Annotated in this window: 13 protein-coding genes and 2 tRNA genes; 12 read left to right on the top strand and 3 right to left on the bottom strand. The window is 51.7% G+C overall.

Features of this window, described 5'->3' with window-relative positions:
• Positions 1–345 precede the first annotated feature (345 nt).
• The 8 genes from dnaN to AURMO_RS08800 all read left to right on the top strand — a co-directional run bounded on the left by dnaN (position 346) and on the right by AURMO_RS08800 (position 8,498).
• Entirely contained in the window at positions 346–1,488 is a 1,143-nt protein-coding gene (dnaN, locus tag AURMO_RS08835; protein ID WP_110234809.1) for a DNA polymerase III subunit beta, read from the top strand.
• A 20-nt stretch (positions 1,489–1,508) separates the two neighbouring features.
• Complete coding sequence (gene recF, locus AURMO_RS08830) at positions 1,509–2,636, top strand: DNA replication/repair protein RecF (RefSeq protein ID WP_110234808.1); 1,128 nt, start codon at positions 1,509–1,511, stop codon at positions 2,634–2,636.
• Complete coding sequence (locus tag AURMO_RS08825; protein ID WP_110234807.1) at positions 2,629–3,174, top strand: DciA family protein; 546 nt, start codon at positions 2,629–2,631, stop codon at positions 3,172–3,174. Before recF ends, AURMO_RS08825 begins: the two co-directional genes overlap by 8 nt.
• Positions 3,175–3,297: 123 nt before the next feature.
• Positions 3,298–5,271 carry a DNA topoisomerase (ATP-hydrolyzing) subunit B gene (gene gyrB, locus AURMO_RS08820; protein ID WP_110234806.1) on the top strand — a complete coding sequence of 658 codons (1,974 nt, stop codon included), beginning with the start codon at positions 3,298–3,300 and terminating at the stop codon, positions 5,269–5,271.
• A complete protein-coding gene (gene gyrA / locus AURMO_RS08815; RefSeq protein WP_239406834.1) occupies positions 5,261–7,819 on the top strand; it encodes a DNA gyrase subunit A in 2,559 nt (852 codons plus the stop codon). Before gyrB ends, gyrA begins: the two co-directional genes overlap by 11 nt.
• Entirely contained in the window at positions 7,812–8,246 is a 435-nt protein-coding gene (locus tag AURMO_RS08810; protein ID WP_110234804.1) for a DUF3566 domain-containing protein, read from the top strand. The genes gyrA and AURMO_RS08810 overlap by 8 nt, the downstream gene beginning before the upstream one ends.
• 61 nt (positions 8,247–8,307) lie before the next feature.
• A tRNA-Ile gene (locus AURMO_RS08805) sits at positions 8,308–8,381 on the top strand.
• A gap of 44 nt (positions 8,382–8,425) precedes the next feature.
• A tRNA-Ala gene (locus AURMO_RS08800) sits at positions 8,426–8,498 on the top strand.
• Between the two features lie 39 nt (positions 8,499–8,537).
• Here the strand turns inward: AURMO_RS08800 and AURMO_RS08795 are convergent.
• Positions 8,538–9,290 (bottom strand): TetR/AcrR family transcriptional regulator, encoded by a 753-nt coding sequence (locus tag AURMO_RS08795; RefSeq protein WP_110234803.1) that lies wholly within the window; start codon positions 9,288–9,290, stop codon positions 8,538–8,540.
• 174 nt (positions 9,291–9,464) lie between these two features.
• On the opposite strand from AURMO_RS08795, the gene AURMO_RS08790 reads away from it, so the two are divergent.
• Positions 9,465–13,574 (top strand): fibronectin type III domain-containing protein, encoded by a 4,110-nt coding sequence (locus AURMO_RS08790; RefSeq protein ID WP_110234802.1) that lies wholly within the window; start codon positions 9,465–9,467, stop codon positions 13,572–13,574.
• 53 nt (positions 13,575–13,627) lie between these two features.
• Here the strand turns inward: AURMO_RS08790 and AURMO_RS08785 are convergent, their stop codons facing one another.
• Positions 13,628–13,993, bottom strand: a complete 366-nt coding sequence (locus AURMO_RS08785) for a DUF1801 domain-containing protein (RefSeq protein WP_110234801.1) — start codon at positions 13,991–13,993, stop codon at positions 13,628–13,630.
• A gap of 22 nt (positions 13,994–14,015) precedes the next feature.
• On the opposite strand from AURMO_RS08785, the gene AURMO_RS08780 reads away from it, so the two are divergent.
• From AURMO_RS08780 to AURMO_RS08770, 3 genes are read left to right on the top strand one after another with little or no spacing between them, the layout of a single operon-like run.
• On the top strand, positions 14,016–14,282 hold the full coding sequence (locus AURMO_RS08780) for a YdeI/OmpD-associated family protein (RefSeq protein ID WP_239406833.1): 267 nt from the start codon (positions 14,016–14,018) through the stop codon (positions 14,280–14,282).
• Between the two features lie 23 nt (positions 14,283–14,305).
• Positions 14,306–14,812, top strand: a complete 507-nt coding sequence (locus tag AURMO_RS08775; protein WP_162532722.1) for a nucleotidyltransferase domain-containing protein — start codon at positions 14,306–14,308, stop codon at positions 14,810–14,812.
• A complete protein-coding gene (locus tag AURMO_RS08770) occupies positions 14,805–15,158 on the top strand; it encodes a HepT-like ribonuclease domain-containing protein (protein ID WP_162532721.1) in 354 nt (117 codons plus the stop codon). The genes AURMO_RS08775 and AURMO_RS08770 overlap by 8 nt, the downstream gene beginning before the upstream one ends.
• On the opposite strand, the gene AURMO_RS08765 is transcribed toward AURMO_RS08770, so the two are convergent.
• Positions 15,146–16,174, bottom strand: a complete 1,029-nt coding sequence (locus AURMO_RS08765) for a lipid II:glycine glycyltransferase FemX (protein WP_162532720.1) — start codon at positions 16,172–16,174, stop codon at positions 15,146–15,148. The two genes, AURMO_RS08770 and AURMO_RS08765, sit on opposite strands and share 13 nt — an antisense overlap.
• Between the last annotated feature and the right edge of the window lie 5 nt (positions 16,175–16,179).

The following is a 16,179-nucleotide window of genomic DNA, read 5'->3' as shown; positions in this document are numbered from 1 at the left end:
GGTTTTTCCCCCTGTGGATAACCCTGTGAATATGTGGGGAAATCGCCGAAGCAGCCTGTGTATGAAAAATTCTTTAATGTGAATAACAAGAATTCTTCTCGTGTAGTTAGTTCATCTCTGTGAGTTCTCACACACAGGCCAGACACAACTTACGCGGATGTAGTTTCAAGCACTGGGGCAGAATTTGTGAAGTTATGCACAGTATCCACAGACGTTAAGAAGATTAAAGAGTTAATTAAATAAATAAACACTTTCCATAACCTTTTACCTCGGGGCTTAAATGTGTCTAAAAAACCGCGATAGCATGAGAGACCCAGCAATTGGGATCTACGGAAAGGCACCACGGTGAAGTTTCAAGTAAACAGAGACGTGCTCAGCGAAGCAGTCTCTTTTGCCGTCAAAATGCTCCCAGCACGCACTACTCTTCCCATTCTTTCTGGTGTGCTGATCGAAGCAACTACTGAAGGTCTTGTTTTCTCCTCGTTTGATTACGAAGTTTCGACTCAAACTAAAGTTGCTGCGACAGTAGAGACACCAGGACGTGTTCTGGTTTCTGGCCGCCTTCTTGCTGAAATTGCCAACCGTCTTCCCAATGCACCTGTCACATTCGAAACCGTTGAATCTCGTATTCAGGTCAGCTGCGGATCAGCAAATTTCACTCTTCTTTCCATGCCTGTTGAGGAATACCCCACTATTCCTCAGGTTGAAGGAGAAACCGGTGTTCTTCCTGCTGAAGAATTCTCTTCTGCTGTTGCACAGGTTGCGGTTGCAGCCTCACGCGATGATGTCACTCCAGTTATTACCGGTGTTCAGCTTGAAATCACAGGAAATTCCTTGAGCCTGGTTGCTACAGACCGTTACCGCGTCGCTATCCGTGATATTCCATGGGAATCAACCGGTGATGTTGCAGATATCACCGCTCTTGTTCCTGCACGAACCATCCAGGAAATTGGTAAGACCTTCGGTCACAGCGGAAACATCTCTATTTCGATCACCAATAAGGACGATCGTGAATTGATTGCGTTTACTGCAGACAACAAGACCGTGACGTCGCTCTTGATTAAGGGAAATTTCCCACCCGTCAAGCGCTTGTTCCCTGAAAAAGTTGAAAACTACGCAGTAGTAAACACCGCTGAGCTCATTGAAGCTACTCGTCGTGTGAAGTTGGTCGTTGAACGTGAAGCTGCGCTGCGCTTTACCTTCGCTAACAACGGTTTGACCCTTGAAGCTATTGGTGGAGAGCAAGCACAAGCTTCTGAAACCATCGATGCTGTTATTTCTGGCCCAGATGTAGTCGTGTCACTCAAGCCAGACTTCTTGCTGGATGGCCTGGGAGCAGTTCACTCTGAATTCACTCGTATTGGTTTCACCTCAGTTGAAAACCCTGCAAAGCCAGGCCCAGTATTGATTACAAGCCAGACTTCGAAGGACACTCCTTCAGAAGATGCATACCGCTACCTTCTGCAGCCCAACCTTCTTCTTCGCTAAATTAAGTGACATTCTGAGCGATGCACGTTAGCTCACTCAGTCTTCGCGACTTTAGAAACTACGCCACGGCAGACATTGAGCCGGGGCTTGGTTCTGTTGTTTTAGTGGGCTCAAACGGCCAGGGCAAAACAAACATTGTCGAAGCCATCAATTTTTTGGCGACCCTAGGTTCACATCGAACAAGTATTGACTCTGCACTGATCCGTCAGGGATCAGATGCGGCCATTGTGCGAGTAAACCTCGCACACGACGGCCGCACGATCCTGCTTGAAGTTCAGTTAAACCGCAACAGTGCCAATAAAGCTCAGGTCAACCACTCCAATGCAAAGCTTCGAGACTTCCCTCGCTACATTTCCACCGTGATTTTTGCTCCGGAAGACCTCATGTTGGTTCGTGGAGAGCCTTCTGGGCGCCGAAAGTTCATGGACGACCTCATTATTCAAAGAACTCCCCGTCTTGCCGGGGTGGTTTCTGACTATGACCGGGTCCTGAAACAGAGAAATACTCTCCTCAAGACAGCGCGAGTCAAAGATGTCGATGCGGGAAACCTCGGAACTTTGGATATTTGGGATGAGCGCTTGGTAACACTAGGCACCGAGATCACAGCAGAGCGCCGCCGTCTACTTTCCGATCTTTCCGGCCCATTGGGTGAGGCGTATCACGCGATAGCGGGGTCAGATCATGACGTGAGTATTGAACTGAAGCCCTCTATAGATGCACCTGAATCCGCGTCTGCGTATGCCGAGAAGTTTAGAAACCTGCTTGAAGCTGGGCGAATTCAAGAAATTGAACGAGGAATGACCCTCGTGGGTCCCCACCGAGATGATGTTGAGTTCGGTTTGAACAATCTCCCTGCCAAGGGTTATGCCAGCCATGGCGAAACCTGGTCTTATGCGCTCTCCCTCAAGCTTTCAGCGGCCAGACTGCTGCGTAGTGAATCAGTCTTGGGCGATCCCATCCTGATTTTGGACGACGTTTTTGCAGAATTGGACTCCGCTCGGCGCAAGCGCCTCGCTGAGGCCGTAGCTGATTTCGAGCAGACCTTCATTACAGCAGCAGTTGCAGAAGACGTCCCTGCTGAATTAATGACCCAAGTGTTTCACGTGAAAAAGGGAACTATTTCCACTGAAAGCCCAGCTCATGAGTGAAATTAACGCGAATGGGCCTGACGCCGCTGACGCGGCGGGGCCCGAAGAATCGGAAGCTTTGGCGCTGTATTCCAGATTGAAGTCCAAAGCCACCGGAACTCCCCGGGTGAAACTCTCTCGGGATGCCCGCGCCCGCAAACGTAATGCGGAAGAGCATGCCAGCGAGATGCCCTTCTCCCCCGGGCGTGACCCGAAGGGTCTCGACGATGTGCTGGATAACCTCTCCCAACAGCTGGGTTGGAAGGCTCCGTTAGCAAAGTCAGATCTACTGGCAGATTGGGCAGAAATTGTCGGCCCAGACATCGCTGCCAGGACAACTCCGCTCGGAATTGATGACGCCACATTGACCGTGGCATGCGAATCCACAGCGTGGGCAACACAGCTTCGATTGATGCGCACGGAAGTGCTGACAAAAGTTCTTCAATCACACCCAGAATCCGGCGTCACCGCAATCCGCTTTCAAGGGCCCAACGCCCCAAGCTGGAAACGTGGCCCCAAATCAATTCCAGGGCGTGGTCCTCGCGATACTTACGGCTAGAAATAGGTTTCTGGTCAAGCGCTAAATAAAAACGCGCCTACGGCCCGTTTCTCCCGGTTTTCCCAGCCCCCAAAAGATAGAATGAGGGGTCACGTTAAGTGCGTAAGGGAGCCACCGAAACATATGTCAACAGAATCTGAACAGCAAGCAGCAGAAGCCGATTACGGCGCAAGTAATATTCAGGTTCTTGAAGGCCTTGAAGCAGTTCGCAAGCGCCCCGGTATGTATATCGGTTCGACCGGTCCCCGTGGTCTTCACCACTTGGTCTATGAGATCGTCGACAACTCGGTTGATGAGGCGCTCGCCGGCCACTGTGACGACATTAAAGTCTTCATGCGCAAAGACGGCAGTATCCGCGTAATCGACAATGGTCGCGGTATTCCCGTAGACATCCACCCCACCGAGGGTAAGTCGACGGTGGAAGTAGTTCTTACCGTCCTCCACGCCGGTGGAAAGTTCGGCGGCGGCGGATACGCCGTTTCCGGTGGTCTGCACGGTGTGGGTAGCTCCGTTGTTAACGCACTTTCTTCTCACCTCGAGGTTGAGGTTCGTCGCCAGGGCTTCACTTACACACAGAGCTTCAACATTGGTGTACCCGAAGCCCCCTTGGCCAAGGGTGCAGCCACCACAGAAACCGGAACCACCATTACGTTCTGGCCAGATGCTGACATCTTCGAAACCGTGGAGTTCGACTACGAAACTCTGCGCGCACGCTTCCAGCAGATGACCTTCCTCAACAAGGGTCTGCGCATCACCTTGATCGATGAAAACCAGATCGACGACGAAGGCAACGCCCTCACCGTTTCATACATGTTCGAAAACGGTCTGATGGACTACGTCGAGTACCTCAACCGCATCAAGAAGAACGACATTGTTCACGACGAGATCATTCACTTCGAATCCGAAGACACAGAGAAGAAGATCTCATGTGAAATCGCGATGCAGTGGACCACTGCCTACAGCGAGAGTGTCCACACCTACGCCAACACCATCAACACTCACGAGGGTGGAACCCACGAAGAGGGTTTCCGTGCTGCGATGACCACTTTGGTCAACAAGTACGCACGCGAAAAGGGCATTCTCAAGGAGAAGGACGAAAACCTTTCCGGTGACGACGTCCGTGAAGGTCTCACCGCGGTTGTCTCCATCAAGCTGGGTGAACCCCAGTTCGAAGGTCAGACTAAGACCAAGCTGGGTAACACCGAAGCGAAGGCATTCGTTCAGCGCATTACCGGTGACTTCCTCGGTGACTGGTTCGAGCGCAACCCCAACCAGGCCAAGGACATTATCCGTAAGGCACTGCAGGCAGCAACTGCTCGTATGGCAGCTCGTAAGGCGCGCGAAACCGCACGCCGCAAGGGCTTGCTTGAGGGTGGCGGCATGCCCGGAAAGTTGAAGGACTGCGCAAGCAAGGATCCTTCGCTCTCTGAAATCTTCATGGTGGAGGGTGACTCCGCGGGTGGTTCTGCAGTTCAGGGCCGTAACCCCGACACCCAGGCGATTCTTCCCCTGCGAGGCAAGATCCTCAACGTAGAGAAGGCTCGTCTGGATAAGGCACTCGCTAACAACGAAGTTCAGGCGATGATCACTGCATTCGGTGCAGGCGTGGGCGAAGACTTCAACCCTGAGAAGGCCAGGTATCACAAGATTGTGCTCATGGCCGATGCGGATGTTGATGGCCAGCACATCACCACCTTGCTTCTGACTCTGCTGTTCCGTTACATGAAGCCACTGATTGAGCTCGGTTATGTTTACCTCGCACAACCACCGCTGTATCGATTGAAGTGGTCGAACGCTGATCACGAGTATGTGTACTCCGACGAACAGCGCGATCGCCAGCTTGAAGCTGGCCTCGCAGCTGGTCGCAAGATTCCTAAGGACAACGGAATCCAGCGTTACAAGGGTCTCGGTGAGATGGATTACCGCGAGCTCTGGGATACCACGATGAACCCCGAAACGCGCACCCTGCTCCAGGTCACCCTGGATGACGCTGTTGCAGCCGACGAAATTTTCTCAACCCTGATGGGTGAAGACGTGGAATCACGTCGAAACTTCATCCAGAAGAATGCAAAGGATGTGCGTTTCCTTGACATCTAACGACAACCTCGTCACCACTGACGAAAATGGAGAGAACCGCATCCAGCAGGTAGACCTGCAACTCGAGATGCAGCGTTCCTACCTCGACTATGCAATGAGCGTGATCGTGGGCCGCGCACTTCCCGACGTTCGTGACGGCCTCAAGCCCGTTCACCGCCGTGTGATTTACGCGATGTATGACGGTGGCTACCGCCCCGACAAGGCATTCTCCAAGTGTGCACGTGTCGTCGGTGACGTCATGGGTCAGTTCCACCCGCACGGTGACTCGGCTATTTATGACGCACTGGTTCGTCTGGTTCAGCCCTGGTCGCTGCGCTACCCACTGGCTCTCGGTCAGGGTAACTTCGGCTCTGCCGGTAACGACTCTGCAGCTGCTCCTCGTTACACCGAAACCAAGATGGCTCCGCTGGCGCTGGAAATGGTTCGCGATATCGACGAAGAAACCGTCGACTTCCAGGACAACTACGACGGTCGCACCCAAGAGCCTTCGATTCTGCCTTCGCGCTTCCCCAACCTGCTGGTCAACGGTTCAGTTGGTATTGCCGTGGGTATGGCCACCAACATTCCTCCTCACAACCTGCGTGAGGTTGCCGAAGGTGCACTCTGGGCACTGGCAAACCCTGACGCAACGCGTGAAGAGTTGCTGGAAGCCCTCATCTCTCGCATCAAGGGACCTGACTTCCCCACCGGTGCACAGATTCTCGGCATCAAGGGAATCCAGGACGCCTACCGCACCGGACGTGGTTCCATCACGATGCGTGCCGTGGTCAATGTGGAAGAACTACAGGGTCGCACCTGCCTCGTAGTGACCGAGCTCCCCTACCAGGTCAACCCTGACAACCTCGCGATCAAGATCGCGGAGCTGGTCAAGGATGGCAAGATCACCGGTATCGCGGATATCCGCGATGAGACCTCGGGTCGTACCGGTCAGCGTCTGGTTATCGTGCTCAAGCGTGATGCTGTTGCCAAGGTTGTTCTCAACAACCTCTACAAGCAGACTCAGCTTCAGGAAAACTTCGGCGCAAACATGCTGGCCATCGTTGATGGCATTCCTCGCACCCTCGCTATTGATGGATTCATCTCCAACTGGGTCGAGCACCAGATTGATGTCATTGTTCGTCGCACGCAGTTCCGTCTGCGTAAGGCAGAAGAACGTATGCACATCCTCAAGGGTTACCTTGCAGCACTGGATGCTCTCGACGAAGTTATTGCACTGATTCGCAAGAGCTCGACTGTTGAAGATGCTCGCGACAGCCTGATCGACTTCCTCAAGATTGACGAGTTGCAGGCACGTGCCATTTTGGAGATGCAGCTGCGCCGTCTGGCAGCTCTCGAGCGCCAGAAGATCATCGACGAAGCCAACGAACTGGAAGCTCAAATCACTGAGTTCAACGCCATCTTGGCTAGCCCTTCTCGCCAGCGTGAGATTGTCTCTGAAGAACTCACTGACATTGTTGCCCGTTACGGTGACGACCGTCGTTCCGAGATCATGCCTGGCTTCGACGGTGACATGAACGTGGAAGACCTCATTCCTGAAGAGGAAATGGTCATCACCGTTACCCGTGGTGGTTACATTAAGCGCACCCGCAGCGACAACTACCGCAGTCAGCACCGTGGTGGCCGTGGCGTCAAGGGAGCGCAGCTCCGTGCAGATGACGTGGTGGAGCACTTCTTCGTCACCACCACACACCATTGGCTGTTGTTCTTCACGAACACCGGACGCGTTTATCGCGCGAAGGCCTATGAAGTTCAAGAAGCAGGACGTGACGCGAAGGGTCAGCACATCGCCAACCTGTTGGCGCTCGCGCCTGATGAGCAGGTCACCCAGATTCTCGACATCCGCGATTACCAGGCGGCTCAGTACCTTGCTCTGGCAACTCGTGATGGCCTGATCAAGAAGACCGCACTGACTGAGTACGACACCAACCGCACCGGAGGCATCATCGCCATCAAGCTGCGTGAAGGTGACGAGCTCGTCTCAGCACTTCTTCTCGAAGCTGACTCGGACGTTCTTCTTGTTTCACGCAAGGGTATGAGCATCCGCTTCACCGCAACCGATGAAGCACTGCGCCCCATGGGTCGTTCCACCTCTGGTGTGACCGGTATGAAGTTCCGAGGCGGAGACAGTCTGCTTTCTGCCTCGTTGGTATCTGACTCAGGTTTCGTCTTTGTCGTCACCGAGGGTGGCTACGCTAAGCGCACCTCTGCCGATCAGTACCGCACACAAAACCGTGGTGGTCTGGGTATCAAGGTTGCCAAGCTCAGCGAAGACCGCGGAGACCTGGTCGGATCTCTCATCGTGGAAGAAGAAGACGAAGTTCTTGTTGTTCTGGAAACCGGCAAGGTTGTCCGCTCGGCAGTGAACGAAGTTCCTGCCAAGGGACGTGACACCATGGGTGTTGTCTTCGCTCGATTCGAAGAGGGCGACAAGATTCTTGCCGTCGCACGCAATTCAGAGCGTAATCTTGAATCTGCAGAAGATGCAGTTGAAGAAGAAGTAGAAGCAACCAGCGGAGACGCTGTAGTGGAAGAGGCACCAAATGAGTAACGCATTGGCACAGAAGCTCAAAGACAAGCTTCCCAAGAGCGAGCCCAAGGCCCCTAAGGGTCCTGAGGCTAAGCAGGTTCGCCTGAAGCTCGTTTATGTCGACTTCATGTCAGCACTCAAGATGTCCTTCCTCCTCGGTTTGGCACAGTTCATCGTGGTTGTTGTTGGCACCTTGCTCCTCTACTTAGTCTTCGTTCAGACCGGTATTTTCGAGACCGCGAACAGCGTTGCTGGTGAGGTTCTGGGAAGCAACTCCTTCGACATCAACAGCATTGCCTCCATTGGTAAAACTGTGGGTGCTGCTGCTGCTGTTGGAGTGGTCAACCTGATTGTGATCACCGTAATGGGTGCAATTTGCGCTGTTCTTTACAACGCTGCAGCCAAGATTACCGGCGGTCTTTCGGTCGGTTTCACCAACCAGCAGTAAAAAAACTCAGGCTCGATTTAGAGATTCGCCGGGATTCCGGTAGTCTCGAATCTGCCTAAGCGGGGCTATAGCTCAGGTGGTTAGAGCGCTTCACTGATAATGAAGAGGTCCCAGGTTCAAGTCCTGGTAGCCCCACGCAATTGCTCTTTATATTTTGATGTAAAGTAGTAAAAGCAATCGGGGCCTTAGCTCAATTGGTAGAGCGCCTGCTTTGCAAGCAGGAGGTCAGGAGTTCGATTCTCCTAGGCTCCACATAAAGAAAACACCCGCCAGAAATGGCGGGTGTTTTCTTTAGCTTTCTTTCGCGCTCATTATGAGGCGATCGATAAATACTCTTACTTGCTGTTCAACTTGAAGATGATCGTCAACCTCAGCGATTTCTTTGTTTCCACCAGCAGCACCTGTCATCCACAGGGTTGGGCCAACCATAGCCCATTGGATTCTCATGGCAACGGGTACTTCAGCAGCAAAGGGGCTCTGAAGTACATCTTCCGGTTCACGGACTAGGTCCATCTGAAGATCAGTCATGGTGCCTGCTTTTAAGTCACTGACAAGCATGGACATCACGGCGACCGAAAAACCAACAGCTGCTGCTAGTCGTGACGGGAACTTTTCTTCAAGAATTCGAGTGACATTTTCAGAAACCTGAGGAAGGTGTGCGATACCCACAACCATGCCGTACTTTATTGCTCGATTGATTTGAACTTCCAATACTGCCCGCATGCGCTCTTCTGGCGAAGAATACGTATGGCCGAGAGCTTCCTTGATACTTGCTATCCATAGGTCGTGGGCATGCACAAATACTTCTGCGAGCAACCCGTCAAAAGTTCCGAAGTGGTAGGTAACCAGGGAGTAATCAACACCCAGCAAATCGCACAGAGAGCGTGCGTTCACATCAAGAATTCCTCGGCGGGAAATCTCAGACATTGCCAGCGCGACAAGCTTATCTCTGGTCTCAGACTGATTAGTCAGCCCGTATAGTGCCCAGAATTGTTCATCTAAAGGCGCAGGTTCACTAGGTGAACTCTTTTTTGCTCTGCTCATAGTTGCTGCTTCCCGCCCACCCCAGATTACTTGACTTTGAGGTAATAAATGCGCGAAATTATGCGGAATTTGACTCTATTCCATAGAATAGAGTCGCTCATTTTGGTTAGTTTTACCCTCATTGTTTTCACCTCTTTTGAGCTGCGCATTTAGCGCCAACAGGAGTAAATAAAAATGAACGTGCTGAAGATCAATCGCCCCACTGCGATTATGAAAAAGTTCTATTCGCTTATTGCAGTGATAGCACTCGTAGTCAGTACCTTCGTTTCACAGGCAACCCCAAGTCCTGCTTTTGCAGCTGATTACTCAGCACCTCTCAACACCATTACAGCACTTTCTGGATACAGCGTTAATGCCTCGATTACCGGAACAGTTCGCGTATTACTCAGAACGAATAATCCATCGGGACGACTTTCTGTCACAAGTTATACAAATGTGTGGGGGATTAGAAATACTCCCAACTACACCGCAACATCCGGCAGTTCCACCCTCGGAACTGCCGGTCAAATGATAGGAATTTCTGGTCCTGCTGCATCGATTAATGCGGCGTTGGCAACCTTGCAATACTCTTCGACAACCACTGGTACCGACACAATCACCATGTGGGTATCGAACGGGTCTGAGTACATTCCTCTCATGAATGGTTCAGACATTGAGTTTCACTATTACGTTTTCAGGAATGACGCAGCCACTCCTGCAGCAGCAACATCCATGGCTTCCTCTGTTGGAACTATAGATGGACAAACAGGTGTTACTACTTACTTGGCAACCCTGAGATATCAGGTTGAAGATGTTTTTGCCTCTCAAATCATGGTTAGTTCGGGAAATAAAGATCAGGCCTGGATTGCTGCGCGAGATGATGTCGAAGGCCAGTGGAAATGGTTTGGTCCAGACGCGGACGGAGTTCAATTTTGGAGTGGTGACAACTCGGGTATTTACTCAGTAAATGGTGAGTATTGGAACTGGGGAAGAACTGCCGCGAATTCTGGTTTACAGAGGCCACTGGGCAATACTGGCAGGCACTGCATGATGTTGAACGCTAATTCACCATACACATACGGTCTCGTTCGCCAGAATGGTTCAAATAATTACTGGTACGGCTGGCACAACGGCTTGTGCACCTACGGCACAACGTGGATGTATGAAGCTTTAGTTCCATCTAAGCCAGCTGGACAAAATACAAACGTCACAGGGGCGAATTATTCAATGACCCCGTCACTGAAGACCGTCGTCATTGCAACTCCGCCAGATCAACCTACTGGTTTGACCTCATCCGCTAACGCAAGCGGGAATGTAGAGCTTTCATGGCAAGCTCCATCAAACACAGGTACTTATCCGCTAAGTGATTACACAATTCAGTACTCTCAATCGTCAACTTTTGCTTCCGGTGTGACAACATGGAGCCACACTCCGTCCACTCAAACTTCAGCGACAATAAGTGACCTTTCCGCTGGTGGAACCTATTACTTTCGTGTCGCCGCAGTATCAACCATGACTGGTGCTTACAGTTCAACAAGTACCTTGACTCTGCCACGCCTTCCGAGTGCGCCACTCAACTTTGTAGCTACACCAGGCGATCAAACCATCGACCTGAGTTGGAGCAGCCCATCCGATGATGGCGGCTCTGCCATCACTGGATACAAGCTCGAATATAAGGAAAGCACTTCGAGCACCTGGATTGTGGCAAGCAGTTCTATTGCGGGAACCACCTACTCTCTGAGTTCCCTCACTAACGGAACGAACTACGACGTTCGAGTATCTGCAAGCAATGGCTTCTGGGGATCTACGGTTAGCTCAACTTCCGTTAAGCCCTTCGGCGCGGTATCAAATACGGCTGTGCCCACAATTGGTGGGGCAAATGCTGCTGGTGAAATTCTTACTGCTTCTGATGGAAGCTGGAACTCAAATGGTGCCACCGTCACCACCACGAATTATCAATGGCAGACCAGAAACGCCCCTTCAGATGGATGGTCTGACATTTCTGGAGCTACCAACAGCACATATGTATTGACAGGCACAAACGTTGGAAAGTATCTGCGAGTCAAGGTCTCCAAAACTAATGGCGCCAACTCTGGGGCATTTATCGATGCCTTCAGTGAGACATCAGGAATTATTCAAACCGGCTTAGCGTCAACTCCAGGAAACCTTGCCACTGTTTTTGGCGATAGTTCAATCAATGTCTCCTGGAGTATTCCCACGAGCAATGGTGGAACCATTTCAGGCATCCGCGTTGAGTATTCACTTGATGGTGACGTATGGAACCTGAGCCAACTCCTCTCTGCAAACAGCACTTCTCACACGATCACAGGACTAACAAACGGCACGGGGTACTTTGTCCGCGTAACAGCAGTGACTGCTGCAGGTAATGGCGCTTACGCCATTAGTGGTGATTCTGTCATTCCGGCAAGCAACCCAATAAACACTTCCCTCCCCTCAATATCTGGTTCTGCGTCATACGGTTCGATACTGTCTGCTAACGCAGGTTCTTGGAACTCAAACGGGCGAACACTCGGTAATGCCAACTACCAGTGGCAATATTCAACGAACTCAGGCAGCACTTGGAATGATCTCACGGGTGAAACCGGTGACCAATTGACCGTTTCGGGAAATATCGGTGCACAACTCCGTGTAAAGGTGACTCGGTCAAACGCGGTGGGATCCACGATTGTGTATTCGAGTGCAACATCAGCAGTTACAGCATCAGCACCAACGGGCCCACAGAGCGTGAGTGTTACTCCCACTGATCAAACGCTTACTGTGACCTGGGTGGCACCTTCGAACACAGGTGGTGTCTCTCTCACCGATTATCAAATCCAGTATTCAACTGATGCCGTGACGTGGAACACAGTTACCAGAACCGCATCTTTGACTACCTCTCAAAGCATCACTGGCCTGACCAATGGCACAAATTACTACGTTCGAGTAAGAGCACTCAATGGGTTGAATGGAGCTTGGGCTTTTTCTGGAAGCACCCAGGCCCCTCGAGGGTTACCTCTCCAGGTGAGCTCCCCTGCCGTGAGTGGAACACCAAACTATCAACAGCTCCTCACCGCCTCCTTGGGCCAGTGGAATTCAAATGGCGCAACCATTACACAAACCACATATCAGTGGCAATCTTCTTCGGATGGCTCCACGTGGACCAACATTTCCGGTGCGACCACGAATGAGTACCGTGTTACAGCACCTGTTGGAAATACGCTTCGTGTGAAAATTACTCAATCAAATTCCGTGGGATCTACAGAAGTCTTCACATCGGCGACTTCAGCAATTGCCGCTGTGAACGCGGCAGCACCAGCGATTGTGCTTCGCGAAACAGGTAATTCACAATTCACTGTGCGTTGGAGCGCTCCTGCACACAATGGAGGTGTCCCTCTAAGCGGATATACCGTTGAGTACTCCACCGACCAGCAGGTCTGGACTTCAAGTTCTGAAAGCACAACTGCGTCAGAAAAGATCATGACCGGTCTTACTAACGGTCAAAGTTATTACGTAAGAGTGCGGGCAGAAACTGATCGAAACGGTGAATGGTCCGTAGTGTTAGGACCTATTCGCCCAGCTGCTCCGGTCGTGCCAGTAGTTACACCTCCGGCATCTCCTCGAGTTATTCCACCATCGTCATTGGCTCGAACCACTCCTGTGACGACAGTTCAGCCAGATTGGTCTGTTGTTCAGAACAACATCATGCCTGTTCCTGTTGCTCCAAGCACCCTGTCGCTGCTCACTCCCGGCTCAGCAACAATTACCTCTGATGGCCGAGTTGAGCTCGTTCCTTCGGAGTCAGTCGCACTGATAAATGGAAGCGTCGTTTCATCCGCAGTATTCAGTGAACAAGGCGATGAAGCAGTTGCTGACATAGGATTGACCCAAGTTGGTCTTCAGTTTGCATCCAGTGCCGGTGTTGCTCTCCCAGGGGACAACATCAATCTCCGGGCTAGTGGGTTTGCTCCAGGTAGTCCTCTCGTTGTGTGGATTCAATCCACTCCCACCAAGTTGGTGGCAACGACAGCAGACACAGAAGGTTCTGAAGCTACTGAGTTCACGATTCCTCGTAACCTCAAGCCGGGTTCACACACTCTACAAATCAACGGTGTTGATGCAAACGGAAATATTGTGAGTTTGGCTTATGGAATTGAAGTACAAACCGCCCCAACAGATTCTCAAGCCCAGACTCAGACCAAGCAGAATTCAGTGAACCTGTTTATTGTGGGTGTACTAATTTTCCTTGTACTACTTGTGATTGCTGTATTGATCTACTTCTTCCGAAGAAAAGCTCTGAGGGGATAAAACTTCGCCACTTGGTGAACTTTAAGGGTTGAATTCACTCAAGATTTACTTTCTTAGTTTTGTGACCGGAGCTGGCGATAATCCCAGATAATCTCTGAGCTCAGTCGCAGGTAGCGGCGAAGGTCTTCCACGTTGATTGCGTCAACTTCTGTGTAGGTGATGCCGGCAGCCCTGTGCTTACCAATGCCTAACAGCCCTGGCTCTGAGAAATCTTTCCCGCTCCAGAACAGCACCTTCACGCCATGCTTGTGATCTTGGTACCCCACCACGGGAATGTCTTCGAGAAAGAAGACGGGCGCTCCGTGCCACACCTTGAACGTTGCCGTGGGAAGAGCTTGCTGGAATTCTTCAAAAAGGAAGTCAATGACAGGGCGATTTGTGGGGTCACTGCCCTCGTTGTATTTCACAACATCATTCATAGCTTCAGACTACGCTGGCCACATGAGTTCTCGAGATATGCGCGACAAAAAGGGAAACCTGCGTCGCAAGCTCGTGGAGATGCCTGCGGACGTGAAGCTCGCTCTCGAGCAAACAGGCTTGCGTGCTGACTACGACCACAGGCCTGCCTATCAACGCAATGACTACCTTGCCTGGATCACTCGAGCAGTTCGGCAAGAGATTCGCCAGAAGAGATTGAACCAGATGCTGGACGAGCTCAAGAAGGGTGGCGTCTATATGCGGATGGACCACCCTGCTTCTAAAAAATAGTCACAATACGCTATATTGCATGTGTGGTGACCTCAAGTGCAACAGTGTTGAAGAACGCGAGGCAGGCAGCCCATCTCACACAAATGCAACTTGCTGAACAGGCGGGCATTACACAAAGCGTTGTGAGCGCGTATGAAGCGGGACGAAGGGAACCCTCGTTTAGCACTTTAGCCAAGTTGGTCGAAGCTGCCGGATTTGATCTCACCGTAGGTTTTGAGCCACACGTTCTCCACACACCTGATTTTCTGAACCTTCTCCACACAAACAAGAACCAAATACTCCAGCTCTGCGTTGATGCGGGAGTATCCAATATGCGAATTTTTGGAAGCGTTGCGCGAGGAACTGCGGGACCTCACAGCGATATTGATTTATTAGTCGACCTTGCCCCTGAGACAGGGCTATTTGCGTTGATGAGCTTGGAACAGAAAATCCAGGAGCTGGTTGGCGTGAAAGTCGATCTGGTTCCCGCAAGCGGGCTTAAGCCCGCCGTCTGGGATCAGGTCATGGGCGAGGCCATCTACTTTGGTTAGGCGGGCGTATGCCCGGTACGTCGATATTCAACAGGCTTGTCTGGCGATTGAACGCTATGCAGCGGAAAGTGACATCGATGAGGGTATGAAGTTTGATGCAATTCGTATGCGCCCTGTCGAAAATGGCGAAGCCGTTAAGGGACTCAGTAAAGCGGAAAGGGACGCAACGCCAGAGATTCCCTGGAACATGATTTCAGGCATGAGAGACCATTTAGCTCATCGATATTGGGACACAGCACAGCCCATCGTCATGAATGCTGCAACGCGTGAAATTCCTGTTCTGCTGGTTGCTGTGACGAATGTGATTAACACTTCACAGCAAGAAGAACGAGATCAGTACCAGTAGTCCTTGCGCAGACGCGAGTAGAGACCCAGGAACTTAGTCTCGAACGTGTTCCAGAGCTTCTGCTTAGAGTTCAACGGATACTCAAACGCGGGCATGTAGGTGTCAACGGTGGAGTTGAAGCCAGTCTTGAAGTGCCAGAGGCCTTCCATCGCTCCTGCCGTGATGTTCTCAGGGTCTGGAACATTACCGAGGTCATATGCCTCAAAGCCTTCGGCTTTGAGGTCTCGCATGATGGTCCACTGCATGAGGTGTGGTGCAGGCAAGCGCTTTTGGGTGCGAATGGAGCCGCCGTCTTTGTACCAGGCCTTCTTACCGAAAGTGAAGACGACAGCTGCGGCTATGAGGGTTCCCTCATGGTGTGCCGTGTAGAGACGAGCTTGGCCTGCTTCGTCGAAAGTTCCCCACGCCTTGCGGAGGTAATCCTCGGAACGGAAGAAGGCTCCAGAGCGATCTTTGGTGCCACCGACCAGTTCGAGGAGTTGAACAATGTTCTTCTCCTCGAAGGGAACACGGTTGACCTCAATGTCGGCTTTCATGGCAAAACGGAGGTGGTTGCGTGCCTTGGGGCCAAAGTTCGCAAACATAGTGTCTTCGTCAGGAGTGAGATCCACAGTGACGGACCACTGATATTGCGAAGGGTAGGCCTCGACCCAGCCATTGCTCTTATACGCGGCAATGAGCTCAGGGTCAGTCTGCTGGTAGGTCTCGATCTTGTAGGCAAGGTTTTTGCCACCACGCAGCTTTTTGGCGTGCTCGGTAAGTACTTTCACCTTCTCAGGGGTGATGCCAGATACACGTGGAGCATGGATGAGGTTTCCAAGACCAAACGCAGGTCGTGTGAACTCCTGCACAGCGAGCACTTCTTCACCTGAGTCGTTGGTGAGGTGTTGACCAGAGGGCTCCCATCCGGAACCTGTCTTGAACTGTGCCCAAGCCAGAGACTGCATGAAGTGTGGGTGGTGTTGCGTGTGCAACACGGCATCATTCCATGATTCTGGGGACGGTGAGCCGGTCATTGCTC

The sequence above is a fragment of the Aurantimicrobium photophilum genome, assembly GCF_003194085.1.
GTDB classification, from domain to species: domain Bacteria; phylum Actinomycetota; class Actinomycetes; order Actinomycetales; family Microbacteriaceae; genus Aurantimicrobium; species Aurantimicrobium photophilum.
The sequence above is the reverse complement of the archived record's forward strand: the minus strand, read 5'-3'. Positions and strand labels throughout refer to the sequence as shown.

Excerpts from the sequence above, each read along its gene's own strand:
- recF (WP_110234808.1), top strand. The coding sequence starts at position 1,509 with ATGCACGTTAGCTCACTCAGTCTTCGCGACTTTAGAAACTACGCCACG.
- AURMO_RS08825 (WP_110234807.1), top strand. The coding sequence starts at position 2,629 with ATGAGTGAAATTAACGCGAATGGGCCTGACGCCGCTGACGCGGCGGGG.
- gyrB (WP_110234806.1), top strand. The coding sequence starts at position 3,298 with ATGTCAACAGAATCTGAACAGCAAGCAGCAGAAGCCGATTACGGCGCA.
- AURMO_RS08810 (WP_110234804.1), top strand. The coding sequence starts at position 7,812 with ATGAGTAACGCATTGGCACAGAAGCTCAAAGACAAGCTTCCCAAGAGC.
- AURMO_RS08795 (WP_110234803.1), bottom strand. The coding sequence starts at position 9,290 with ATGAGCAGAGCAAAAAAGAGTTCACCTAGTGAACCTGCGCCTTTAGAT.
- AURMO_RS08790 (WP_110234802.1), top strand. The coding sequence starts at position 9,465 with ATGAACGTGCTGAAGATCAATCGCCCCACTGCGATTATGAAAAAGTTC.
- AURMO_RS08785 (WP_110234801.1), bottom strand. The coding sequence starts at position 13,993 with ATGAATGATGTTGTGAAATACAACGAGGGCAGTGACCCCACAAATCGC.
- AURMO_RS08780 (WP_239406833.1), top strand. The coding sequence starts at position 14,016 with ATGAGTTCTCGAGATATGCGCGACAAAAAGGGAAACCTGCGTCGCAAG.
- AURMO_RS08765 (WP_162532720.1), bottom strand. The coding sequence starts at position 16,174 with ATGACCGGCTCACCGTCCCCAGAATCATGGAATGATGCCGTGTTGCAC.